Annotated in this window: 19 protein-coding genes; 6 read left to right on the top strand and 13 right to left on the bottom strand. The window is 66.3% G+C overall.

The window, feature by feature from the left end; genetic code table 11:
• The first annotated feature begins 25 nt into the window (after positions 1–25).
• The 4 genes from V6U71_RS20495 to V6U71_RS20480 are packed head-to-tail and all read left to right on the top strand — an operon-like array spanning position 26 to position 3243.
• The gene (locus V6U71_RS20495) at positions 26–307 is read left to right on the top strand and encodes a FeoA family protein (protein ID WP_082396114.1); all 282 of its coding nucleotides are present in this window, start codon (positions 26–28) and stop codon (positions 305–307) included.
• Complete coding sequence (gene feoB / locus V6U71_RS20490) at positions 304–2169, top strand: ferrous iron transporter B (protein WP_411340133.1); 1866 nt, start codon at positions 304–306, stop codon at positions 2167–2169. The genes V6U71_RS20495 and feoB overlap by 4 nt, the downstream gene beginning before the upstream one ends.
• Before the next feature lie 32 nt (positions 2170–2201).
• Positions 2202–2759 (top strand): single-stranded DNA-binding protein, encoded by a 558-nt coding sequence (gene ssb, locus V6U71_RS20485; protein ID WP_411340132.1) that lies wholly within the window; start codon positions 2202–2204, stop codon positions 2757–2759.
• 13 nt (positions 2760–2772) lie between these two features.
• Entirely contained in the window at positions 2773–3243 is a 471-nt protein-coding gene (locus tag V6U71_RS20480) for an MmcB family DNA repair protein (RefSeq protein ID WP_411340131.1), read from the top strand.
• Between the two features lie 6 nt (positions 3244–3249).
• Here V6U71_RS20480 and V6U71_RS20475 read toward each other — a convergent pair whose 3' ends face one another.
• From V6U71_RS20475 to V6U71_RS20450, 6 genes are all read right to left on the bottom strand, one after another.
• Positions 3250–3606, bottom strand: coding sequence for a hypothetical protein (locus V6U71_RS20475; protein ID WP_411340130.1), 357 nt, complete (start codon positions 3604–3606; stop codon positions 3250–3252).
• On the bottom strand, positions 3603–4229 hold the full coding sequence (locus V6U71_RS20470; protein WP_411340129.1) for a riboflavin synthase: 627 nt from the start codon (positions 4227–4229) through the stop codon (positions 3603–3605). Before V6U71_RS20470 ends, V6U71_RS20475 begins: the two co-directional genes overlap by 4 nt.
• A 7-nt stretch (positions 4230–4236) precedes the next feature.
• Positions 4237–5181 carry a bifunctional diaminohydroxyphosphoribosylaminopyrimidine deaminase/5-amino-6-(5-phosphoribosylamino)uracil reductase RibD gene (gene ribD, locus V6U71_RS20465; RefSeq protein ID WP_411342383.1) on the bottom strand — a complete coding sequence of 315 codons (945 nt, stop codon included), beginning with the start codon at positions 5179–5181 and terminating at the stop codon, positions 4237–4239.
• A 29-nt stretch (positions 5182–5210) separates the two neighbouring features.
• Complete coding sequence (locus tag V6U71_RS20460) at positions 5211–5690, bottom strand: hypothetical protein (RefSeq protein WP_411340128.1); 480 nt, start codon at positions 5688–5690, stop codon at positions 5211–5213.
• A gap of 251 nt (positions 5691–5941) precedes the next feature.
• Positions 5942–6403 carry an acyl-CoA thioesterase gene (locus V6U71_RS20455; RefSeq protein WP_411340127.1) on the bottom strand — a complete coding sequence of 154 codons (462 nt, stop codon included), beginning with the start codon at positions 6401–6403 and terminating at the stop codon, positions 5942–5944.
• 8 nt (positions 6404–6411) lie between these two features.
• A complete protein-coding gene (locus V6U71_RS20450; RefSeq protein ID WP_411340126.1) occupies positions 6412–8250 on the bottom strand; it encodes an aminopeptidase P family protein in 1839 nt (612 codons plus the stop codon).
• A gap of 81 nt (positions 8251–8331) precedes the next feature.
• Here V6U71_RS20450 and V6U71_RS20445 point away from each other — a divergent pair, with 81 nt between their 5' ends.
• Positions 8332–10482, top strand: coding sequence for a S9 family peptidase (locus V6U71_RS20445; protein WP_411342382.1), 2151 nt, complete (start codon positions 8332–8334; stop codon positions 10480–10482).
• Between the two features lie 5 nt (positions 10483–10487).
• Here the strand turns inward: V6U71_RS20445 and V6U71_RS20440 are convergent, their stop codons facing one another.
• From V6U71_RS20440 to V6U71_RS20410, 7 genes are all read right to left on the bottom strand, one after another.
• The gene (locus tag V6U71_RS20440; RefSeq protein WP_411340125.1) at positions 10488–10847 is read right to left on the bottom strand and encodes a hypothetical protein; all 360 of its coding nucleotides are present in this window, start codon (positions 10845–10847) and stop codon (positions 10488–10490) included.
• A complete protein-coding gene (locus tag V6U71_RS20435) occupies positions 10844–11455 on the bottom strand; it encodes an HAD family hydrolase (protein WP_411340124.1) in 612 nt (203 codons plus the stop codon). The genes V6U71_RS20440 and V6U71_RS20435 overlap by 4 nt, the downstream gene beginning before the upstream one ends.
• Before the next feature lie 97 nt (positions 11456–11552).
• Positions 11553–11678 carry a type B 50S ribosomal protein L36 gene (ykgO, locus tag V6U71_RS20430; protein ID WP_003046794.1) on the bottom strand — a complete coding sequence of 42 codons (126 nt, stop codon included), beginning with the start codon at positions 11676–11678 and terminating at the stop codon, positions 11553–11555.
• A 196-nt stretch (positions 11679–11874) separates the two neighbouring features.
• A complete protein-coding gene (gene rpoN / locus V6U71_RS20425; protein WP_411340123.1) occupies positions 11875–13341 on the bottom strand; it encodes an RNA polymerase factor sigma-54 in 1467 nt (488 codons plus the stop codon).
• Positions 13342–13488: 147 nt separating this feature from the next.
• Positions 13489–14301, bottom strand: coding sequence for an LPS export ABC transporter ATP-binding protein (gene lptB, locus V6U71_RS20420; RefSeq protein ID WP_411340122.1), 813 nt, complete (start codon positions 14299–14301; stop codon positions 13489–13491).
• A 115-nt stretch (positions 14302–14416) separates the two neighbouring features.
• On the bottom strand, positions 14417–15799 hold the full coding sequence (pgmG, locus tag V6U71_RS20415; protein ID WP_411340121.1) for a phosphoglucomutase/phosphomannomutase PgmG: 1383 nt from the start codon (positions 15797–15799) through the stop codon (positions 14417–14419).
• A 19-nt stretch (positions 15800–15818) separates the two neighbouring features.
• Entirely contained in the window at positions 15819–16640 is an 822-nt protein-coding gene (locus tag V6U71_RS20410; RefSeq protein ID WP_411340120.1) for a division plane positioning ATPase MipZ, read from the bottom strand.
• 86 nt (positions 16641–16726) lie between these two features.
• Here V6U71_RS20410 and panC point away from each other — a divergent pair, with 86 nt between their 5' ends.
• A complete protein-coding gene (gene panC / locus V6U71_RS20405) occupies positions 16727–17569 on the top strand; it encodes a pantoate--beta-alanine ligase (protein ID WP_411340119.1) in 843 nt (280 codons plus the stop codon).
• Positions 17570–17636: the final 67 nt, after the last annotated feature.

Below are 17636 nucleotides of genomic sequence, written 5' to 3'. Positions count from 1 at the left end.
CGATTGTTATTGATAATCGCTCGCAATGACTGCTGCACTTGAACATCTGCTCGACCGGGCGCCGCTGGGCGTTGCGGTGCGGATCGCGCGTATCGACTGGAATGCCATGTCCGCCGACGAGGGACGCCGCCTGCGCGAATTCGGCCTGATGGAGGGTGTGGAAATCACCCCGCTGCACCGCGGCAGCATCTTTTCGCGCGACCCGCTCGCGCTCGCGGTCGGGCGGATGCGCGTCATCATTCGCGCCCGGCAGGCGGCGATGATCACCGTCGAAGCGGCCGCCGGGGACGAAAGGCGAAGCGCATGACCGGCGCCATCCCGTCGATCGCGCTGGTCGGCAACCCCAATGCCGGCAAATCGAGCCTGTTCAACGCGCTGACCGGCGCGCGGCAAAAAATCGCCAATTACCCGGGTGTCACGGTCGAACGAAAGGCGGGCCATGCCAGCTTCGCCGACGGCCGCCCGATCTCGCTCATCGACCTGCCCGGCAGCTACAGCCTGACCCCGGCGAGCCCCGACGAAGCGGTGACGCGCGACGTCATCATGGGCCGCCAGCATGGCGAGCAGCGCCCCGACGCGCTGGTCGTCGTGCTCGACGCCGCGAACCTCGACAACCATCTCTGTTTCGCGCTCGAACTGATCGCGCTTGGCCTGCCGAACGTCGTTGCGCTCAACATGCTCGACCTTGCCGAGCGCGACGGGCTGACACTCGACCCGGCACGGCTCTCGGCCGAACTCGGCGTTCCTGTGATCCCGACCGTCGCGGTGCGGCGGCGCGGCCTGACCGAGCTCCTCGCCGCGCTCGACGAGGCGATGCGGACGCAGGTGCCCCGCACCGACGCCGCCGCCGCGGCGCCGGCCGCCGACAAGTCGCTGCACCAGCGCGCCCGCGCCATTTCGCGCGCCGCAACGCTTGCCGAAACCCCGGTCCACCGCTGGACGCAGCGCGTCGACGCGGTGGTGCTGCATCCGGTCGCGGGCTTCGCGATCCTGCTCGCGCTGATGTTCGTGATGTTCCAGGCGGTCTATGCCTGGGCCGGCCCGCCCGCCGACGCACTTGAGGCCGGGGTCGGCGTGCTCCAGCAATGGGTCGTCGCCAACCTCCCCGAAAACTTCCTTCGCGACCTCGTCGTCGAGGGGCTGCTCGCGGGCGTCGGCGCGGTCGTCGTCTTCCTGCCGCAGATCCTGATCCTCTTCCTCTTCATCCTGCTCCTCGAAGCGTCGGGCTATATGACGCGCGCCGCTTTCCTGATGGACGGCTTGATGGCCAAGGTCGGATTGTCGGGACGCGGTTTCATCCCGCTGCTCTCCAGCTTTGCCTGCGCCGTCCCCGGCATCATGGCGACGCGTGCGATCCCCGATGCGAAGGACCGGCTGACGACGATCCTGATCGCGCCGCTGATGACCTGCTCGGCGCGATTGCCCGTCTATGCGCTGATCATCGCCGCCTTCATCCCCGACCGCGGCGTCGGCGGCACCAGCATCGGGTTGCAGGGGCTGGTGCTGTTCGGTCTCTATCTTGCCGGCATCGTCGGCGCGCTCGCCGTCGCCTTTGCGCTGCGCCGTACGGTGGCAAAGGGCGATGCGGCGGGCTTCATGATGGAAATGCCGCGCTACCAGATGCCGCAGTGGCGCGACATCGCGATCGGGCTGTGGCAGCGCGCCTGGATCTTCCTCCGCCGCGCCGGGACGATCATCGCGATGACCACCGTCATCCTGTGGCTGCTCCTGAGCTTCCCCAAGGCGCCCGCAGGCGAAAGCCAGGTCGAATACAGCGTCGCCGGCCGCATCGCGAGCGGGCTGGAGGTCGCGGTCGCGCCGATCGGCTTCAACCACGACATCGCCCTCGCGCTGATCCCCGCGATGGCGGCGCGCGAGGTCGCGGTGTCGGCGATGGCGACCGCCAACGCGATCGACGCCGACGGCGACGAGGAGGCGATGGCCGAATCGCTCGGCGAACGGCTGCAGGGCAAATGGAGCCTCGCCACCGCGCTCGCGTTTCTTGCCTGGTTCGTCTTCGCGCCGCAGTGCATTTCGACGATCGCGATCACCCGCCGCGAGACAAATGGGTGGCGCTGGCCTCTCTTCATGGTTGGCTATTTGTTCCTGCTCGCCTATGCCGCTGCTGGAATCACTTACTGGACAGCCGTCGCCTTTGGCCTAGGCTGATCCTCCCAACTTTTGAGCGGAGCGGAGCGGCGATGGCTGGCAGCGTCAACAAGGTAATTTTGATCGGCAATCTCGGCGCCGATCCCGAAATCAAGTCATTCCAGAACGGTGGCAAGATCGCCAACATCCGCATCGCGACCTCCGAACAGTGGAAGGATCGCATGACCGGCGAGCGCAAAGAGCGCACCGAATGGCATAATGTCGTCATCAACGGCGACGGGCTGGTCGGCGTCGTCGAGCGCTACCTGAAAAAGGGTTCGAAGGTTTACATCGAAGGCTCCCTGCGCACCCGCAAGTGGCAGGACCGCGACGGCAACGACAAATATACGACCGAGATCGTGATCGCGGGCATGGGCGGCACGCTGACCATGCTCGACGGCGCGCCCGGCGGTGGCGGCGGTTCGCGCGGCGGCGACAGCTGGGCGCAGGGCGGCGGTTCGTCGGGCGGCTGGGATCAGGGCGGCGGTTCGGGCGGAAGCTCGGGCGGCGGCGGCGGTTCGGGCGGCGGCTGGAACCAGGGCGGCGGTGGCGGCTCGGGCGGCGGGCGTCCGCCGTTCGACGACGATCTGGACGACGACGTCCCCTTCTGAGGATTTCTGAGCGATGGCGAGTGACCTGCTGACCGCCGCGGACGTCGCGCGCGGCGTATGCCGGCTGTTCGCGCAGCAGGGGCTGGTCGCGATCCCCGAGGTGCCGCTGCCCAACGGGCGGCGCACCGACCTCACCGCGATCGACGTCAGGGGCAATATCACGATCGTCGAGATCAAGGTCAGCCGCGCCGACCTGCACGGCGACGGCAAATGGCCCGACTATTGCGACTGGTGCGACCGTTTCTACTGGGCGCTCGCGCCGGGGCTCGACCCCGCGATCCTCGAAACCGAGGGCTACCGGCCCGAAAGCTCGGGGCTGATCGTCGCCGACCGCTATGGCGCCGCGGTGGTCCGCGAAGCCGCGAGCTGCAATCTCGCCCCGGCGCGGCGCAAGGCCGAACTGCTCCGCATCGGAAGGCTGGCGATGCGGCGATCGATGCTCGCGGCCGATCCCGAACTGGCGGGGGGGTGGATGGAAGGCTGAGTCGGCTCAGCGCGGCTCGGTACGCTCGTAATGGACGCACCATGCCAGCGCAGCGCCCGACAATCCGGTCCACAGGATCAGCCCGACCCATATCCCGCCGCCCATCAGCAGCGGCATGGCGATCAGGACGAGCGCGAGCGCGAATGATCCCAGGGCGACACGCAGATAGTTTTTGAGCGGACGCCGCGTCTGCATTTCGACATGTTCGACGGCAAAGCCGAGAGCAACAATGATCGCGGTAAGCGCGATGCCGAAAAGATCGATCCCATGGCGCAGGAAATTCAGCAGGAAAAGCACGGCGGCGGCCAGCCACACCGTATTCCGCCAACGCATGAAGCGCGGCGCGGGCGAGCCCGCCTTCATCCCCGCGCCTGCATCCGCGCCAGATAACGGGCGAGGATATCGATCTCCAGATTGACCGGCCGCCCCGCCGCCGCCTCGTCGAGCGTCGTCATCGCCTGCGTGTGCGGGATGATGTTGAGCGTGAAATGGGCCTCGCCGTTCGGCTGGTCGGTCACTTCGTTGACCGTCAGCGACACGCCGTCGACGGTGATCGAGCCCTTGGGGGCAATATGCGGTGCCAGCGCGGCGGGGGCAGCGACGGTGACCGTGACGCTGTCGCCGATCGGTTCGACCGACACGATGCGGCCGATATCGTCGACATGGCCGGTGACGATATGCCCGCCGAGTTCGTCGCCGATCTTCAGCGCCCGCTCGAGGTTGAGCCGGCGCCCCTGATCCCACATGCCCGGTGCGGTGCACGCGAGCGTCTCGGCGCTCGCGTCGATCGCGAACCAGCCCGCCGGTCCGTTGCTGCCCTGATCGACGCCCTTTTCGACGACGGTCAGGCAGGCGCCCGAACAGGCGATCGACGCGCCAAGGTCGATGCTGTCCACATCATAGGCGGTTTCGATGACGAGCCGGGTGTCGCCGCGATCCTCGCGGCTGCGGATGGTGCCGATGTCGGTGATGATTCCGGTGAACATAGGGTCCTCAAATTGTCCTGATGCGCTCGTAGACGTCGAGCCGGTCGCTGCCAAGCAGGCGGCTGTCGGCAAGCCGCCAACGGCCGTGGGCATCGGCAAGGTCGGTCAGCCCGATGTCGCCGAGCGCCGGCCGGCCGCCGCCGATCAGCACCGGCGCCCGATAAAGCAGCAGCCGGTCGACGCGGTCGGCGGCGAGAAAGGCCGATGCCGCCCCTGCGCCGCCCTCGACGAGCAGTGAATCGACGCCCTCGACCGATTCGGGCGATGCGACGGCGGTCCACCCTGCGGGCGCGCTTCCCGACGTCAGCAGCAATTTTTGCGGGCTACGGTGCTCGATCCCCGGCAGCCGCACATCGAGTTTCGGCGCGTCGGCCTCGAACGTACCGCGGCCGACAAGGATCGCCTGATGCTGGGCGCGTTCGAGGTGGCCGTGTGCCCGGGCGCGGTCGCCGGTGATCCAGCGGCTCGTCCCGTCGGCAAGCGCGATACAGCCGTCGAGCGAGGTCGCGAGCTTGAGCGTCACGAACGGCCGCCCTTCGGCCCGCCGCGTCCACCATGGCGCCATCGCGCGCCGCGCCTCGGCCGGCAGGACATTGAACAGGACGTCGATCCCCGCGTCCTGCAACCGCGCGATTCCGGCACCGTCGGTGCGCGGATCGGGGTCCTGCGCCGCGATCACCACGCGCGCAACGCCCGCGGCGATCAGCAGGTCGCTGCACGCCGGACCACGGCCGCCGGCATGGGCGCAAGGTTCGAGGCTGACATAGGCGGTCGCGCCGCGCGCGGCTTCGCCCGCCGCCGCGAGCGCCACCGCTTCGGCGTGCGGGCGCCCGCCGAGCGCCGTCCAGCCGCGGCCGACGACCCGCCCCGCCTGCACCAGCACGCATCCGACATTGGGGTTGGGCGCCGACTCCGGCCGGCCGCGCAACGACAACGCGATGGCGGCCGCCATCCAGTCGGCGTCGGCGGGCGGACGCTGCATCAGGGCCGGGGTTGATCCGCGGGAGCGGGCGGCGCCCCGCGCGCGGCGCGTTCGGCCAGCGTCGAGCGCGCCTGCGACGGCGCGGGCTTTTTCTTCGCCGCCGCCGCTTCTTCCGCGCCGAGCGTTTCGCGCGTCACCTTGTCCGCCTCGCTCGAATCATATTCGATCCCCATGCTGTCGGCGAAACGCTGGTATTCGGCGCGCTTTTCGGCGTTGCGGCGCGTCGTTTCCTTGGCGCGCGCGACCCAGTCGGCGCGAATCTCGGCCTCCCCGCGCGTCGCCTTCCAATTTTCGAAATAGATGATCTGCGGCTTGGGCTTTTCATAAGGGATCAGATATTCGGACACGCCGTGGAACACGACCCACGTCAACGCCACCGCGACTCCCCATATCGCCCAGCGGTGCGGGCGCGGCTCGCGGATATAGCTCCAGAAATCGGCGACGCCGCCGCCGACATCCATATTGTTGAACATTCCCATGACGCCAATTTAGGCGATGTCGCGCCGATTTGCGAGAGGGCGGGATAATTGCGTGAAATGACAACCGCGCGCCGTTACGATTGCAAAAAATGCAACTGCGGATGTTCTTTTCGCAGTTGCGAAATTCATTGTGCACTGCAATATCACACTTGCCTTTTAGGCATCCTCTCCCAAAACTTTCACGGGCCACCCACGGGTGGCCCTTTTTTTTCGACCTTTTTGGTTGAGAGGGTCGATCCGGCTCGTCCGAATCAATCTTGCGACGGGGTCCGCGTTTCGAATCGCCTGACTTCCGCAATGAAGCTTCCGGGCAGCGGGGTCGGCTGACCGCTGTCGTTATCGAGATGCGCATAGCTGATCTCGATATCGGTCAGCCGTTCGTTGCCGCGGAAAATCCCGCAATGCAGGGTGAAACTCGTCCGGCCGAAACGGCTGACCCGCGCCGCGATGGTGATCAGTTCGTCGAGCCGCGCCGGCGCGTGATAGTCGATCTCGCAATGCGTCTCGCGGATATCTGTACCATATTGGTGAAAATATGGCCCGGGCTGCCCTTCGCCGAGCGCGCGGAAATATTCGGTCACGCCGATATCGGCGTAGACGAGATAATTGGCGTTGAAGACGATGCTCTGCCCGTCGATCTCGTTGAACCGCACCCGCACGCGCTCCTGCACGCGGAAGTCGGCAAGCGGTATATCGCTGCGAAGGCCGGTCATGCCGCGCCTCAAGCCGCAAGCGCGGTCGGGGCGCGATCGATCGGCGCGCACGCGGCGGCGAGCCATTCGTGGTCGGCGCCGGTCATCCCGGCGCCCAGCTTGTCGAGCACGTCGGCGTGATAGGCATCGAGCCAGTCGGCCTCGGCCGGCGACAGCAGCGCGCCATCGACGAGATCGCGCGCGATCGGCGCGAAGGTGATCGTCTCGAACGCCAGCATTTCCTCCTCGGCCCCGTCGATGCGGGCCGGGACCACGATGACGAGATTTTCGATACGGATGCCGAAGCTGCCTGCCTTGTAATAGCCGGGCTCGTTCGAAAGGATCATGCCCGCGTGGAGCGCCTCCTCGGTGCCCGCCTGCCCGCCGGCGGGCTTGGCGATCCGCTGCGGCCCTTCGTGCACCGCCAGATAGGTGCCGACGCCGTGCCCGGTGCCATGCGCATAATCGACCCCGTCGGCCCACAGATATTGCCGCGCGAGGATATCGAGCTGGCTGCCGCGCGTCCCCTTGGGGAAACGCGCCGTCGCCAGCGCGATATGGCCCTTCAGCACCTGCGTGAAGCGGCGGCGCATTTCGGCGGTCGGCGTGCCGATCGCGATGGTGCGCGTGATGTCGGTGGTGCCGTCGTCATATTGCCCGCCCGAATCGACGAGGTAGAGCGTGCCGGTTTCGACCGCGCGGTTCGTCGTTTCGTCGACCTTGTAATGCGGCAGGGCGCCGTTGGGGCCCGCCGCCGAGATGGTGTCGAACGACAGGTCGCGGAGCGCGCCGCTGGCGTCGCGAAATTCGCGCAGCTTCGCCGCGGCGCCGAGCTCGTCGAGCCCGCCCTGCGGTGCGACCTCGGCCATCCATTTCAGGAAACGCGACACCGCGACGCCGTCGCGCACATGCGCTGCGCGGGTGCCGTCGAGCTCGACATCGTTCTTGATCGCCTTCGGCAGCACCGCGGGGTCGCGATGGCGTTCGATCGTCGCGCCTGCGGCTTCGAGCGCGGTGAAGATCGCCGCGACGGCGCGGTCGGGATCGACGGCGACATTCTTGCCGGCGAGATCGGCAAGCGCCGCCTCGAACGTATCGCGATCGTGGACGCGCACGCTGTTGCCGAGGTGCGCGCGTACCGCGTCGGTGACCTTTTCGGGGGCGACGAACAGGTCGGCGGTCGCATCGGCATGGAGCAGCGCAAAGGCGAGCCCGACCGGGGTGTGGCTGACGTCGGTCCCGCGGATGTTGAAGGTCCAGGCGACCGAATCGAGCGCGGTCATCACCGTCGTGTCGAGCCCCTTCGCCTTCAGCCAGTCGGCAATGATGGCGCGCTTGTCGGCGGCCGCCTGCCCGGCCAGCGCGGTTTCGTAAACCGTCACCACCGCATCGCTCGGCGCCGGCTGGTCGTCCCACGCCGCGTCGAGCGGATTCGCGTCGACCGCGACGAGGGTCGCGCCCTTCGCCGCCAGCGCCTTTTCCAGCCCGCGCGCCCAGTCGATGCTGTGGAGCCATGGGTCGTAACCGACCTTCTGCCCCGCGCTGACATTGGCGCCGAGCCATGCGGCGACGCTCGACTGCGGCACCCCGACATAGTCGAACAACGCCCCGTCGACCTGATCGCGCACCTGCACGGTGTAGCGCCCGTCGACGAACACTGCCGCCTTTTCGGGCAGCACCGCCGCGGTCCCCGCCGAGCCGCCGAAGCCGGTCAGCCAAGCCATGCGCTGCGCATATTCGCCGACATATTCGCTCATATGCTCGTCGCTGATCGGCACGACGAAACCGTCGAGGCCGCGCGCTGCCAGTTCGGCGCGCAGGCGGGCGAGGCGCTCGGCGTGGATCGTGCCGGGGACAGGGCTGGACATGAGCTGTTCCTTGTTCCTACATCGCGGCAATCCCGCCCATCGGGGCGACACCGCGGGAGTTTTGTGATGCGCGCTATTTGGATGTTTATGGCGGCAATTGCCACCCCGCTTGTCGCGGCCCCGGGCGCTTTCGCCGAAGAGAAAGAGACTGCATTGACCAGCACCACCCCTGCCCTGCCCGCCGCGCCGGTCGCGGAAAAGCGTCCGCACGAGATGACGTTGCACGGCAAGACCCTGTCCGATCCGTACCACTGGCTGCGCGACGAAAGCTATCCGACCGTCGATGACAAGGATGTCCTCGACTATGTGAAGGCCGAAAATGCCTATTTCGACGCCGCGATGAAGCCGCATGCCGCGCTCGTCGAAACGCTGTTCCAGGAAATGAAGGGCCGGATCAAGGAGGCCGATTCCTCGGTGCCGCAGAAGGACGGCGACTGGGTGTATTGGGTCGAATATGAGGAAGGTGCCGAGTACAAGAAATGGTATCGCAAACCCGTCGCGGGCGGCGAACCGGTGCTGATCCTCGACGAGGTCGCGATGGCCGACGGCAAGGAATATTTCCGCCTCGCCGACGTGTCGATCAGCCCCGACGGCAAGCTGATGGCCTATGCCTTCGACGACAATGGTTCCGAGCGGTTCGAGGTGCGCTTCAAGAATCTGATGACGTGGGAGGATCTGCCCGACGTCATCCCCGGCACCCTGTCGTCGCTCGTCTGGACCGCAAAGGGCGACGCGCTGCTCTATGGCCTCGCGAACGAGAACTGGCGCACCGACAATGTCCGGCTGCACAGGCTCGGCACGCCGGTCGCCGACGACAAATTGCTCTACAAGGAGGATGACATCGGCTTCGGCGTCGGAATCGGCAAGACCGCCGCCGACAATTATATCGTCATCGCGACGGGGGATAACGAAACGAGCGAGGTCTACCTCCTCCCCGCAGACAATCCCGAGGCGAAGATGCAGCTCGTCTCGGCGCGCCAGAAGGGCCGCGAGTACAGCGTCGACGAGCGCGACGGCACGCTCTATGTCTACACCAACGACGAGCATCCGAATTTCCGCGTCGCGACCGCAAGCGTCAAGGACCCGGGCAAGTGGACAACGCTGATCGCCGGATCGGACCACAGCTACATCACCGGCGTGTCGGTGTTCCGCGACTATTTCGTTCTCGAATCGCGCGAGGACGGGCTCGATCAGGTCGATGTCCGCAAATATGATGCGCCGCTGACCCCGGGACGGATCCAATTCCCCGAGGCGACTTATGTGGCGGGGCTCGGCGACAATCCCGAATATCATCAGGACAAGCTTCGGCTCGACTATGAATCGATGGTCACCCCCGACACCGTCTATGATTATGACATCGCGAGCGGCAAGCTCGAGACGCTGAAGGTACAGGAAATCCCTTCCGGTTACGATGCGACGCAATATGTAACCGAACGGGTTAACCTGCCGAGCCGCGACGGCAAGACGATGATCCCCGCCTCGCTCGTCTACAAGAAGGGGACGAAGCTCGACGGCAGCGCGCCGATGCACTTGTATGCCTATGGTTCGTACGGCTACCGCGTCCCGCCGGGCTTCTCGACGACGCGGCTCAGCCTCGTCGATCGCGGGATGATCTATGCCATCGCGCATGTCCGCGGCGGCGACGACCTCGGCCGCGCCTGGTACCTCGCGGGCAAGACGACCGAACGCAAGAATAGCTTCAACGATTTCATCGACGTCGCCCAAGGGCTGATCGCAAAAAGATATACGAGCGCCGGCAAGATTTCGGTCGAGGGCCGCTCGGCGGGCGGGCAGGTGATGGGCGTCATCTATAATGACGCTCCCGAGCTGTGGGGCGCGGTGCTGGCGGGCGTGCCCTTTGTCGATGTTATCAATACCATGGTCGACGAAACGCTGCCGCTGACCCCCGGCGAATGGCCCGAATGGGGCAATCCGATCACCGACAAGGCGGCGTTCGACTATATGCTGAGCTACAGCCCCTACGACAATGTGACCGCGAAGGCCTATCCGCCGATGCTGGTGTCGGCGGGGCTAAACGACCCGCGTGTGACCTATTGGGAGCCCGCCAAATGGGTCGCCAAGCTGCGCGCGACGCGCACCAACGACGCGACCTTGCTGCTGCGCACCAACATGGGCGCGGGCCACGGCGGCAAATCGGGCCGCTGGGGCGCCCTGCGCGAGGATGCCGAGGAATTCGCCTTCGTGCTGACGCAGTTGGGGGTGGAGAAGTAGCGGGCTCAGTTCCGGGCGGGCCGGTCAATATCCTTCCCCAGTCGATCGAGCCACGCCCTCGCCTGCTTGGGCTCTCCGGGCGCGTTTGAGGGAACCGATCCGCGAGATGCCTCGAACTCGTCGTGCAAGGCGAAGCGTTGCAGCCCGAGTTGATCGCGCATCCGGTCTATTTCTTCGCCCCTGTCGCACAAGTCGGTTACGGCAGGCTCCCATTTGGCGCGCGCCGCGCGATCCCGATTATGGCCGAACAGTCCCCAGGACCCGGCCGCAACCTTGCGCAAGGCATCGACGAGCGCGTCTTCATATTCGGCTTCCAGTTCGATGCGACGGGCGTCGAGGCGCGACAGACGATCCGCCTTGCTCATCGGGTCAAATATCCAAGCGCGATCAACTGGTCCTCCAGTCTCGCCGCATCGATGAACCGATGCCCGGCAATCCCGACCGATTCGGCGCCCACGATATTATGCGCAACATCGTCGATGAATATCGCGCCCGCCGGATCGATGCCGAATCGCTCGATCGCGAGGCGGTAGATCGCGGGGTCGGGCTTCAGCAGCTTTTCGGTGCCCGACACGATGATATCGCGGAAGCGGTCGAAGATGGGCTGGGTCGGGCGGAAGGCTTCCCAGAATTCATGCCCGAAATTGGTGATCGCGAACAGCGGCACGCCCGCATCGTCCAATCGCTCGACCAATTCGAGGCTGCCGGGCACCGGCCCGGGAATCGTCTCGTTGAAGCGCGTCGCATAGGCGTCGATCAGCGCCGCATGCCCCGGAAATTTGGCCTTGAGTTCGGGCAGCATCTCGGCGAGCGGCCGCCCCGCGTCGTGCTGGAAATGCCATTCGGGCGTCACGACATGCGTCACGAACCATTCGAGCTCGCCCTGGTCGGCGATCAGCTTCGCGAACAGATGGCGCAGGTCCCAGTCGAAGAGGACGCGGCCGACGTCGAAGATCACAGATCGGCGAATCATGGCTGCTCCGGACACGCGAAAGCGCCGCCGGAAGCATCCGACGGCGTCACGCTGGCTCGCAGATGCGCGCGGGGCGGGAAACGCCCCGGCAGGGCCATCAGCCCTGGCGCGCCTTGAAGCGGCGGTTGGTCTTGTTGATCACATAGGTGCGGCCACGGCGGCGGATAACGCGGTTATCCCGGTGGCGGTCCTTCAGCGACTTCAGGCTGTTGCGAATCTTCATGATCTCTGTCCGTAAATCTTGGCGTGTTGACGCGAAGCGGCGCAACTATGGGGAAGGGCGGAAAAAGTCAACCGGCTACCGCGCCAAATTCCTCACTTTCCGTTCGCATCGAGCGAAGTCGAGATGCCCCTCAGTATGGCGCCATCCCGATGGGTGTCTCGACTTCGCTCGACACGAGCGGGATTGGGGGGATGAACTACCCCGCCAGCGCCTTTTGCCGCCGCCGTTGCACCGACGAGCCATAGCCCATCGCTTCGCGATATTTGACCACGGTGCGCCGCGCAATGTCGTGGCCTTCGGCCGACAGCTTCTGCGCGATCGTCTCGTCGGAGAGGATCGCGCGTGCATCCTCGGCCTCGATCATCGCCTTGATCCGGCTCTTCACCGCCTCGGCAGACACCGCGCCGTCGCCCTCGGTCGCCGAAATCCCCGACGAGAAGAAATATTTGAGCTCGAACAGCCCGCGCGCGCACGACAGATATTTGTTGCTCGTGACGCGGCTGACGGTCGATTCGTGCATGCCGATTTCCTCGGCCACCTGGCGTAGCGTCAGCGGCCGCATATGCGCGACGCCGTGGAGGAAAAAGCCCTCCTGCTGCTTGACGATCTCGCTCGCGACCTTGACGATCGTCCGCTGGCGCTGGTCGAGCGCGCGCACCAGCCAGTTGGCGCCGGCAAGCTGTTCGGACAGCCACGCCTTGCTCTTCGCCGCCGCACCCTCGGCCAATTCGCTGTAATAGCGGCGGTTGACGAGCAGGCGCGGCAAGGTGCCGCTGTTGACCTCGACCGCCCAGCCCTTCGCCGTCTGGCGGATATAGAGGTCGGGCACCACCGCAGTCGCAGCGTCGCCGCCAAAGCGCAGCCCGGGCTTCGGGTCATAGCTTCGCAGTTCGCGGATCATGTCGGCGAGATCCTCGTCATCGACGCCGCAAATGCGTTTTAACTGGGGAAAGGCGCCCTTGGCGACGAGGTCGAGATGCGCGATCATCGTCGCCATCGCGGGGTCGTAACGGTCGGCCTCGCGCGCCTGGATCGCGATGCATTCGGCGGGGTCGCGCCCGCCGACCCCCGACGGGTCGAAGCCCTGTACGCCCGCCAGCACCGCCTCGACGAGCGCGAGCGGCACGCCGAGCCGCTGGGCAAGCTCGCCAAGGTCGGCGCGCAGATATCCCGCTTCGTCGATCAGCGCGACGATCTGTTCGGCGATCATCGCCTCGATCCCGCCGAAGCGTTCGCCGACCTGCGCGAGCAGGTGGCCGTGCAGCGTCGCGTCCTCGCCAGCGAAGCTGTCGAAATCGATATCCTCACCCGACCCCGACAGGCCGACGCTGTCGCTCGCGCTGTCGTGGTGAAAGCGTTCCTCGGCGAAATCGACGTCGAGGTCGTCGCTCGTGCCGCTGTCCGACGCGAGCGCCTGATCGGCGTCGAGCGCCGCAGCTTCGGTTGCAGGCGCATCCTCGCCGGGGCCGGTATCCGGGTCGCCCGCGCTCCCGTCGCTATCGGCCGATGCCGTGTCGAGCAGCGGATTGCCTTCGAGCGCCTCGGCCAGATAGGCTTCGAGTTCGAGGTTCGACAGCGCCAGCAGCTTGATCGCTTGCTGGAGCTGCGGCGTCATCACCAGCGACTGCGACTGGCGGAGATCGAGGCGCGGACCCAACGCCATCCGGAATTAGCGCCCCTCGTTTCCGTTCGTGTCGAGCGAAGTCGAGACACCCATCAGGATAGCGCAATGCCGAGGGGCATCTCGACTTCGCTCGATGCGAGCGGAAAGGGAAACGAGCTTAATCTGCACGGGAATGAACCCGGAATGTCACAGCGAGAAGCCCTCGCCGAGGTAGAGGCGGCGGACCTCGGGGTCGGCGACGAGCTCTTCGGGCGAGCCGGCAAGCAGCACCTTGCCGTCGTAAATGATGCAGGCGCGGTCGACGAGGTCGAGCGTCTCGCGGACATTATGGTCGGTGATCAGCACCCCGATGCCGCGCGTCTTCAGATCGGCGACGAGGTCGCGGATGTCGCTGATCGACAGGGGGTCGATGCCCGCGAAGGGTTCGTCGAGCAGCATGATCGACGGATTGGCGGCCAGCGCGCGGGCGATTTCGGCGCGGCGCCGTTCGCCGCCCGACAGCGCCATCGCCGCCGAATCGCGCAGCCGCGTCAGCCCGAATTCGTCGAGCAGTTCCTCGAGCCGCCGCTCGCGCGACACCTTGTCGGGCTCGCTGAGTTCGAGCACCGCGGCGATATTCTGTTCGACCGTCATGCCGCGAAAGATCGAGGTTTCCTGCGGCAGATAACCGAGCCCGAGGATCGCGCGGCGGTACATCGGCAGCGCGGTGATGTCGGCGCCGTCGAGCATGATGCGCCCGGCATCGGGCTTCACCAGCCCCATGATCGAATAGAAGCAGGTCGTCTTGCCCGCGCCGTTCGGGCCGAGCAGGCCGACGACCTCGCCCTTGCCGACCGACAGCGATACGTCGGACAGAACGACGCGCTTGTCGTAGCTTTTGGCGATCGAGATGACCGCGAGCCCGTTGCCCGCCGCAGCATCCTCGCGGACGTGCGCGGTGTGCTCGGCAACGCCATGATCGCCTTCGGAGAGCGTCGTCGCAGCGGATTCGTCGGTCATAGGCTGGTGGTTTCCATGGCTACCCTCGAGCGGGCGTTACCCCAGCGACGCCGCCAAGGTCAATCTGGCAAGATTTTTGCAGGGACGAATTGCCCGTCCCGCGGGCACGAAGGATTCAGTGCCCGGCTTGCGGCCCGCGCGCGATCCCCGACTGCGCAAGCTGGTCGTCGATCGCCGCGAGCAGTCGCGCCAGCGCCGCATCGTCCTTTGCCTCGGCACGCGCGACGAGCACGTCCTGCGTGTTCGACGCGCGGAGCAGCCACCAGCCGTCGTCGGTCAGCACGCGCGCGCCGTCGGTGCGGTCGACCTTGGCTCCCGCGGCCACAAGCCGGGCGAGAACTTCGTCCACAATGGCGAATTTGCGCGCCTCGTCGACCTGAAAGCGTAGCTCGGGCGTGTTGACCATCGGCGCCATTTCGCCGCGCAATTCGGTGACGCTCTTCCCGAGCTTGGTCGCCGCCTCGATCAGCCGCACCGCTGCATAAGGTGCATCGTCATAGCCGTAATAGCGGTCGGCGAAGAAGATATGCCCGCTCATCTCGCCCGCCAGCGGGCTGCCGGTTTCCTTCATCTTCGCCTTGATCAGGCTGTGCCCGGTCTTCCACATCAGCGGCGTGCCGCCCAAGCTGGCGATGCGGTCGAACAGCGCCTGACTGGCTTTCACATCGGCGATCACCGTCGCGCCGGGTATCTCGCGCAGCACCGCCGCGGCATAGATTTGCAGGAGCTGGTCGCCCCAGATCACGCGGCCCTCGCCGTCGATCGCGCCGATGCGATCGCCGTCTCCATCGAAAGCGACGCCGAAATCGAGGCTCTTCTCGGCGACCAGCTTGCGCAGGTCGGCCAGATTCTTCTCCTCGGTGGGATCGGGATGGTGGTTCGGAAAATGGCCGTCGATGTCGGTAAACAGAAGATGATGCTCGCCCGGCAGGCGCGCGGTGAGCTTTTCGATGACGGTACCCGCGGCGCCGTTGCCGGCGTCCCAGCCGATGCGGAAGGCGCCGCCGGCGAGCCCCTCGACCAGCCGGTCGACATAGGCGTCGATGATGTCGATGCCTTGCGACGTGCCCTCGCCGGACTCCCAGTCGCCGGCGGCGGCCATCGTACCGATTTTCTGGATGTCGGCGCCGAAGAACGGACGCCCCTGAAACACCATCTTGAAGCCGTTATAGTCGGGGGGATTATGGCTGCCGGTTATCTGTATACCGCCATCCACCTCTTCGGTTGACGCCGCATAATAGAGCATCGGCGTCGGCCCGAGCCCGACGTTCAGCGCGTCGATCCCCGCGGCGTTTATCCCGTCGATCAGCGCATCGGCGAGCATCGGCGACGACAGCCGCCCGTCGTATCCGACTGCGACCCGCGTGCCGCCCGCGCGCGCGACCAGCGTCGCGAAGCTGCGCCCGATCGCATAGGCGTCGTTGTCGGACAGCGTGTCGCCGACGACGCCGCGGATGTCATATTCGCGGAGCATCGTCGGGTGGAAGATATGGGCCATGCGACGATGCTCCTAAAAATCAGGCGGCGGCGAACAGGTCGCCGTCGGGATGCAGGCGCTCGCGCGCCGGAAGGTTCAAGCCGCCCATCGCCTCGCGCAGCTCCTGCCGCGCGACGACATGGCCGATCCCCATGCCGCCGAGATGCGCCTTGTCGAGCAGCGTCAGCCCGGCGGGGAACAGCTCGCGATAGATGACGCGCTCGCCGAGCCCCGGGATGACGCGGAAGCCGACGCGGCGCGACAATTGGGTCAGCGCCTCGCCGACGCGGCGCATATTGTGCGCGTCGACATGCTGGAGGCGGTTGCGCAGGATGATCCAGTCGATCGTCCGCCCGTCGGTCTTCGCGCGCGCCTTGCGCGTGTCCCAGATCAGCTCGGAATAGAAGCTGGGACGCACGACCTGAAAACTTTCGGGATCGACCTGACCGATCAGGTCGAAATCGATGAAGCTGTCGTTGATCGGCGTCACCAGCGTATCGGCGCTGGTCGCGAGATGGCGCGCAAAGACGTCGTCGCGGCCGGGCGTGTCGGCGATGACATAATCGGCGCCTTCCGAAAGCCGTGCGACCTGCGCGTCGAGTTCGTCGAGCGTCGTGCCCTCGAACACCTCGAAGCGAGGGGTCGGCAGGTCGATGCCGCGGCGCTTCGCGGTCTGTTCGCGATTCTCCAGATAGCGGTGAAAGGTGCGCTGGCGCGGATCGAGGTCGAGCCCGGCAACCCGCCAGCCCTGACTCGCCAGCGCGACCGCGAAATGCACGGCGCAGGTCGACTTGCCGGTGCCGCCCTTTTCATTGGCAAAGATGATGCGATGCGGGGCGGGGGGCGACGCTTGGGTCGTCATGGGCGTTGCGATTTTCCTGTTGGCGGCGCATGGGAGCCGCACGGGGTGGCGTGTTCAGCGCCGCCAATATCGGAGGGCGGGCAAGGGTGCAAATCATCCGTGATATCGCCACGCTTCATCGTGCCGTTACGGCACTGAAGCAGGGCAGAAAGAGCGTCGCGCTGGTGCCGACGATGGGCGCGCTGCATGCGGGGCATCTGTCACTGGTCCGCATGGCGCGTCGCGTCGCCGACCATGTCGTCGTGTCGATCTTCGTCAATCCGACGCAGTTCGGGCCGAACGAGGATTATGCCGCCTACCCGCGCGACGAGGCGCGCGATGCCGCGCTGCTGGTCGAGGAGGGGGTCGGCCTCCTCTGGGCCCCCGACGTCGGCACCATGTACCCTGCCGGGCACAGCACGCATATCGAGGTCGCCGAACTCGGTGCCGATTATTGCGGCGCCGCGCGCCCCGGCCATTTCGACGGCGTCGCGACCGTCGTCGCCAAATTGTTCAATCAGGTGCGGCCCGACGTCGCGATCTTCGGCGAAAAGGATTGGCAGCAGCTCGCGATCATCCGCCGCATGGCGCGCGACCTCGATTTCGCGCTCGACATATTGGGCGCGCCGATCGCGCGCGATCCCGACGGGCTCGCGCTGTCGTCGCGCAACGCCTATCTGTCGAAAGAACAGCGCGCGGCGGCGACCGTGTTTCCCGACGCGCTGAAGGCCGCAGCCAAGGCGATCGCCGGCGGCGCCGATGTTGCCGCGAGCCTCGCCGCGGCCGAGACCGCAATCGTCGCGGGCGGCTTCGACAGCGTCGATTATGTCGCACTCGCCGACGCCGCCAGCCTCGAACGGCTCACGACATTTCGCGAGCCCGCCCGGCTCCTCGCCGCGGCGCGGATCGGCAAAACGCGGCTGATCGACAATTACCCGGTCGGCGGTTAACGGAAAAATCCTCGCTTTTCTGCCACTTCCGGACTTTATCCCCGAAAAAGTCGCGCCATCGTTAACG

The sequence above is a fragment of the Sphingopyxis sp. J-6 genome, assembly GCF_046603995.1.
Lineage (GTDB): Bacteria > Pseudomonadota > Alphaproteobacteria > Sphingomonadales > Sphingomonadaceae > Sphingopyxis.
This window is presented reverse-complemented; position numbering and strand designations above follow the sequence as displayed.

What these genes read in the sequence shown, in the direction of transcription:
- ribD (WP_411342383.1), bottom strand. Translation starts at nt 5,181, where the DNA reads ATGGCGGCCGCCATCGCGTTGTCGTTGCGCGGCCGGCCGGAGTCGGCG.
- V6U71_RS20470 (WP_411340129.1), bottom strand. Translation starts at nt 4,229, where the DNA reads ATGTTCACCGGAATCATCACCGACATCGGCACCATCCGCAGCCGCGAG.
- V6U71_RS20480 (WP_411340131.1), top strand. Translation starts at nt 2,773, where the DNA reads ATGGCGAGTGACCTGCTGACCGCCGCGGACGTCGCGCGCGGCGTATGC.
- V6U71_RS20475 (WP_411340130.1), bottom strand. Translation starts at nt 3,606, where the DNA reads ATGAAGGCGGGCTCGCCCGCGCCGCGCTTCATGCGTTGGCGGAATACG.
- lptB (WP_411340122.1), bottom strand. Translation starts at nt 14,301, where the DNA reads ATGACCGACGAATCCGCTGCGACGACGCTCTCCGAAGGCGATCATGGC.
- rpoN (WP_411340123.1), bottom strand. Translation starts at nt 13,341, where the DNA reads ATGGCGTTGGGTCCGCGCCTCGATCTCCGCCAGTCGCAGTCGCTGGTG.
- V6U71_RS20455 (WP_411340127.1), bottom strand. Translation starts at nt 6,403, where the DNA reads ATGACCGGCCTTCGCAGCGATATACCGCTTGCCGACTTCCGCGTGCAG.
- V6U71_RS20410 (WP_411340120.1), bottom strand. Translation starts at nt 16,640, where the DNA reads ATGACGACCCAAGCGTCGCCCCCCGCCCCGCATCGCATCATCTTTGCC.
- ssb (WP_411340132.1), top strand. Translation starts at nt 2,202, where the DNA reads ATGGCTGGCAGCGTCAACAAGGTAATTTTGATCGGCAATCTCGGCGCC.
- V6U71_RS20440 (WP_411340125.1), bottom strand. Translation starts at nt 10,847, where the DNA reads ATGAGCAAGGCGGATCGTCTGTCGCGCCTCGACGCCCGTCGCATCGAA.
- V6U71_RS20450 (WP_411340126.1), bottom strand. Translation starts at nt 8,250, where the DNA reads ATGTCCAGCCCTGTCCCCGGCACGATCCACGCCGAGCGCCTCGCCCGC.
- V6U71_RS20495 (WP_082396114.1), top strand. Translation starts at nt 26, where the DNA reads ATGACTGCTGCACTTGAACATCTGCTCGACCGGGCGCCGCTGGGCGTT.
- ykgO (WP_003046794.1), bottom strand. Translation starts at nt 11,678, where the DNA reads ATGAAGATTCGCAACAGCCTGAAGTCGCTGAAGGACCGCCACCGGGAT.
- pgmG (WP_411340121.1), bottom strand. Translation starts at nt 15,799, where the DNA reads ATGGCCCATATCTTCCACCCGACGATGCTCCGCGAATATGACATCCGC.
- V6U71_RS20445 (WP_411342382.1), top strand. Translation starts at nt 8,332, where the DNA reads ATGTTTATGGCGGCAATTGCCACCCCGCTTGTCGCGGCCCCGGGCGCT.
- V6U71_RS20460 (WP_411340128.1), bottom strand. Translation starts at nt 5,690, where the DNA reads ATGGGAATGTTCAACAATATGGATGTCGGCGGCGGCGTCGCCGATTTC.
- V6U71_RS20435 (WP_411340124.1), bottom strand. Translation starts at nt 11,455, where the DNA reads ATGATTCGCCGATCTGTGATCTTCGACGTCGGCCGCGTCCTCTTCGAC.
- feoB (WP_411340133.1), top strand. Translation starts at nt 304, where the DNA reads ATGACCGGCGCCATCCCGTCGATCGCGCTGGTCGGCAACCCCAATGCC.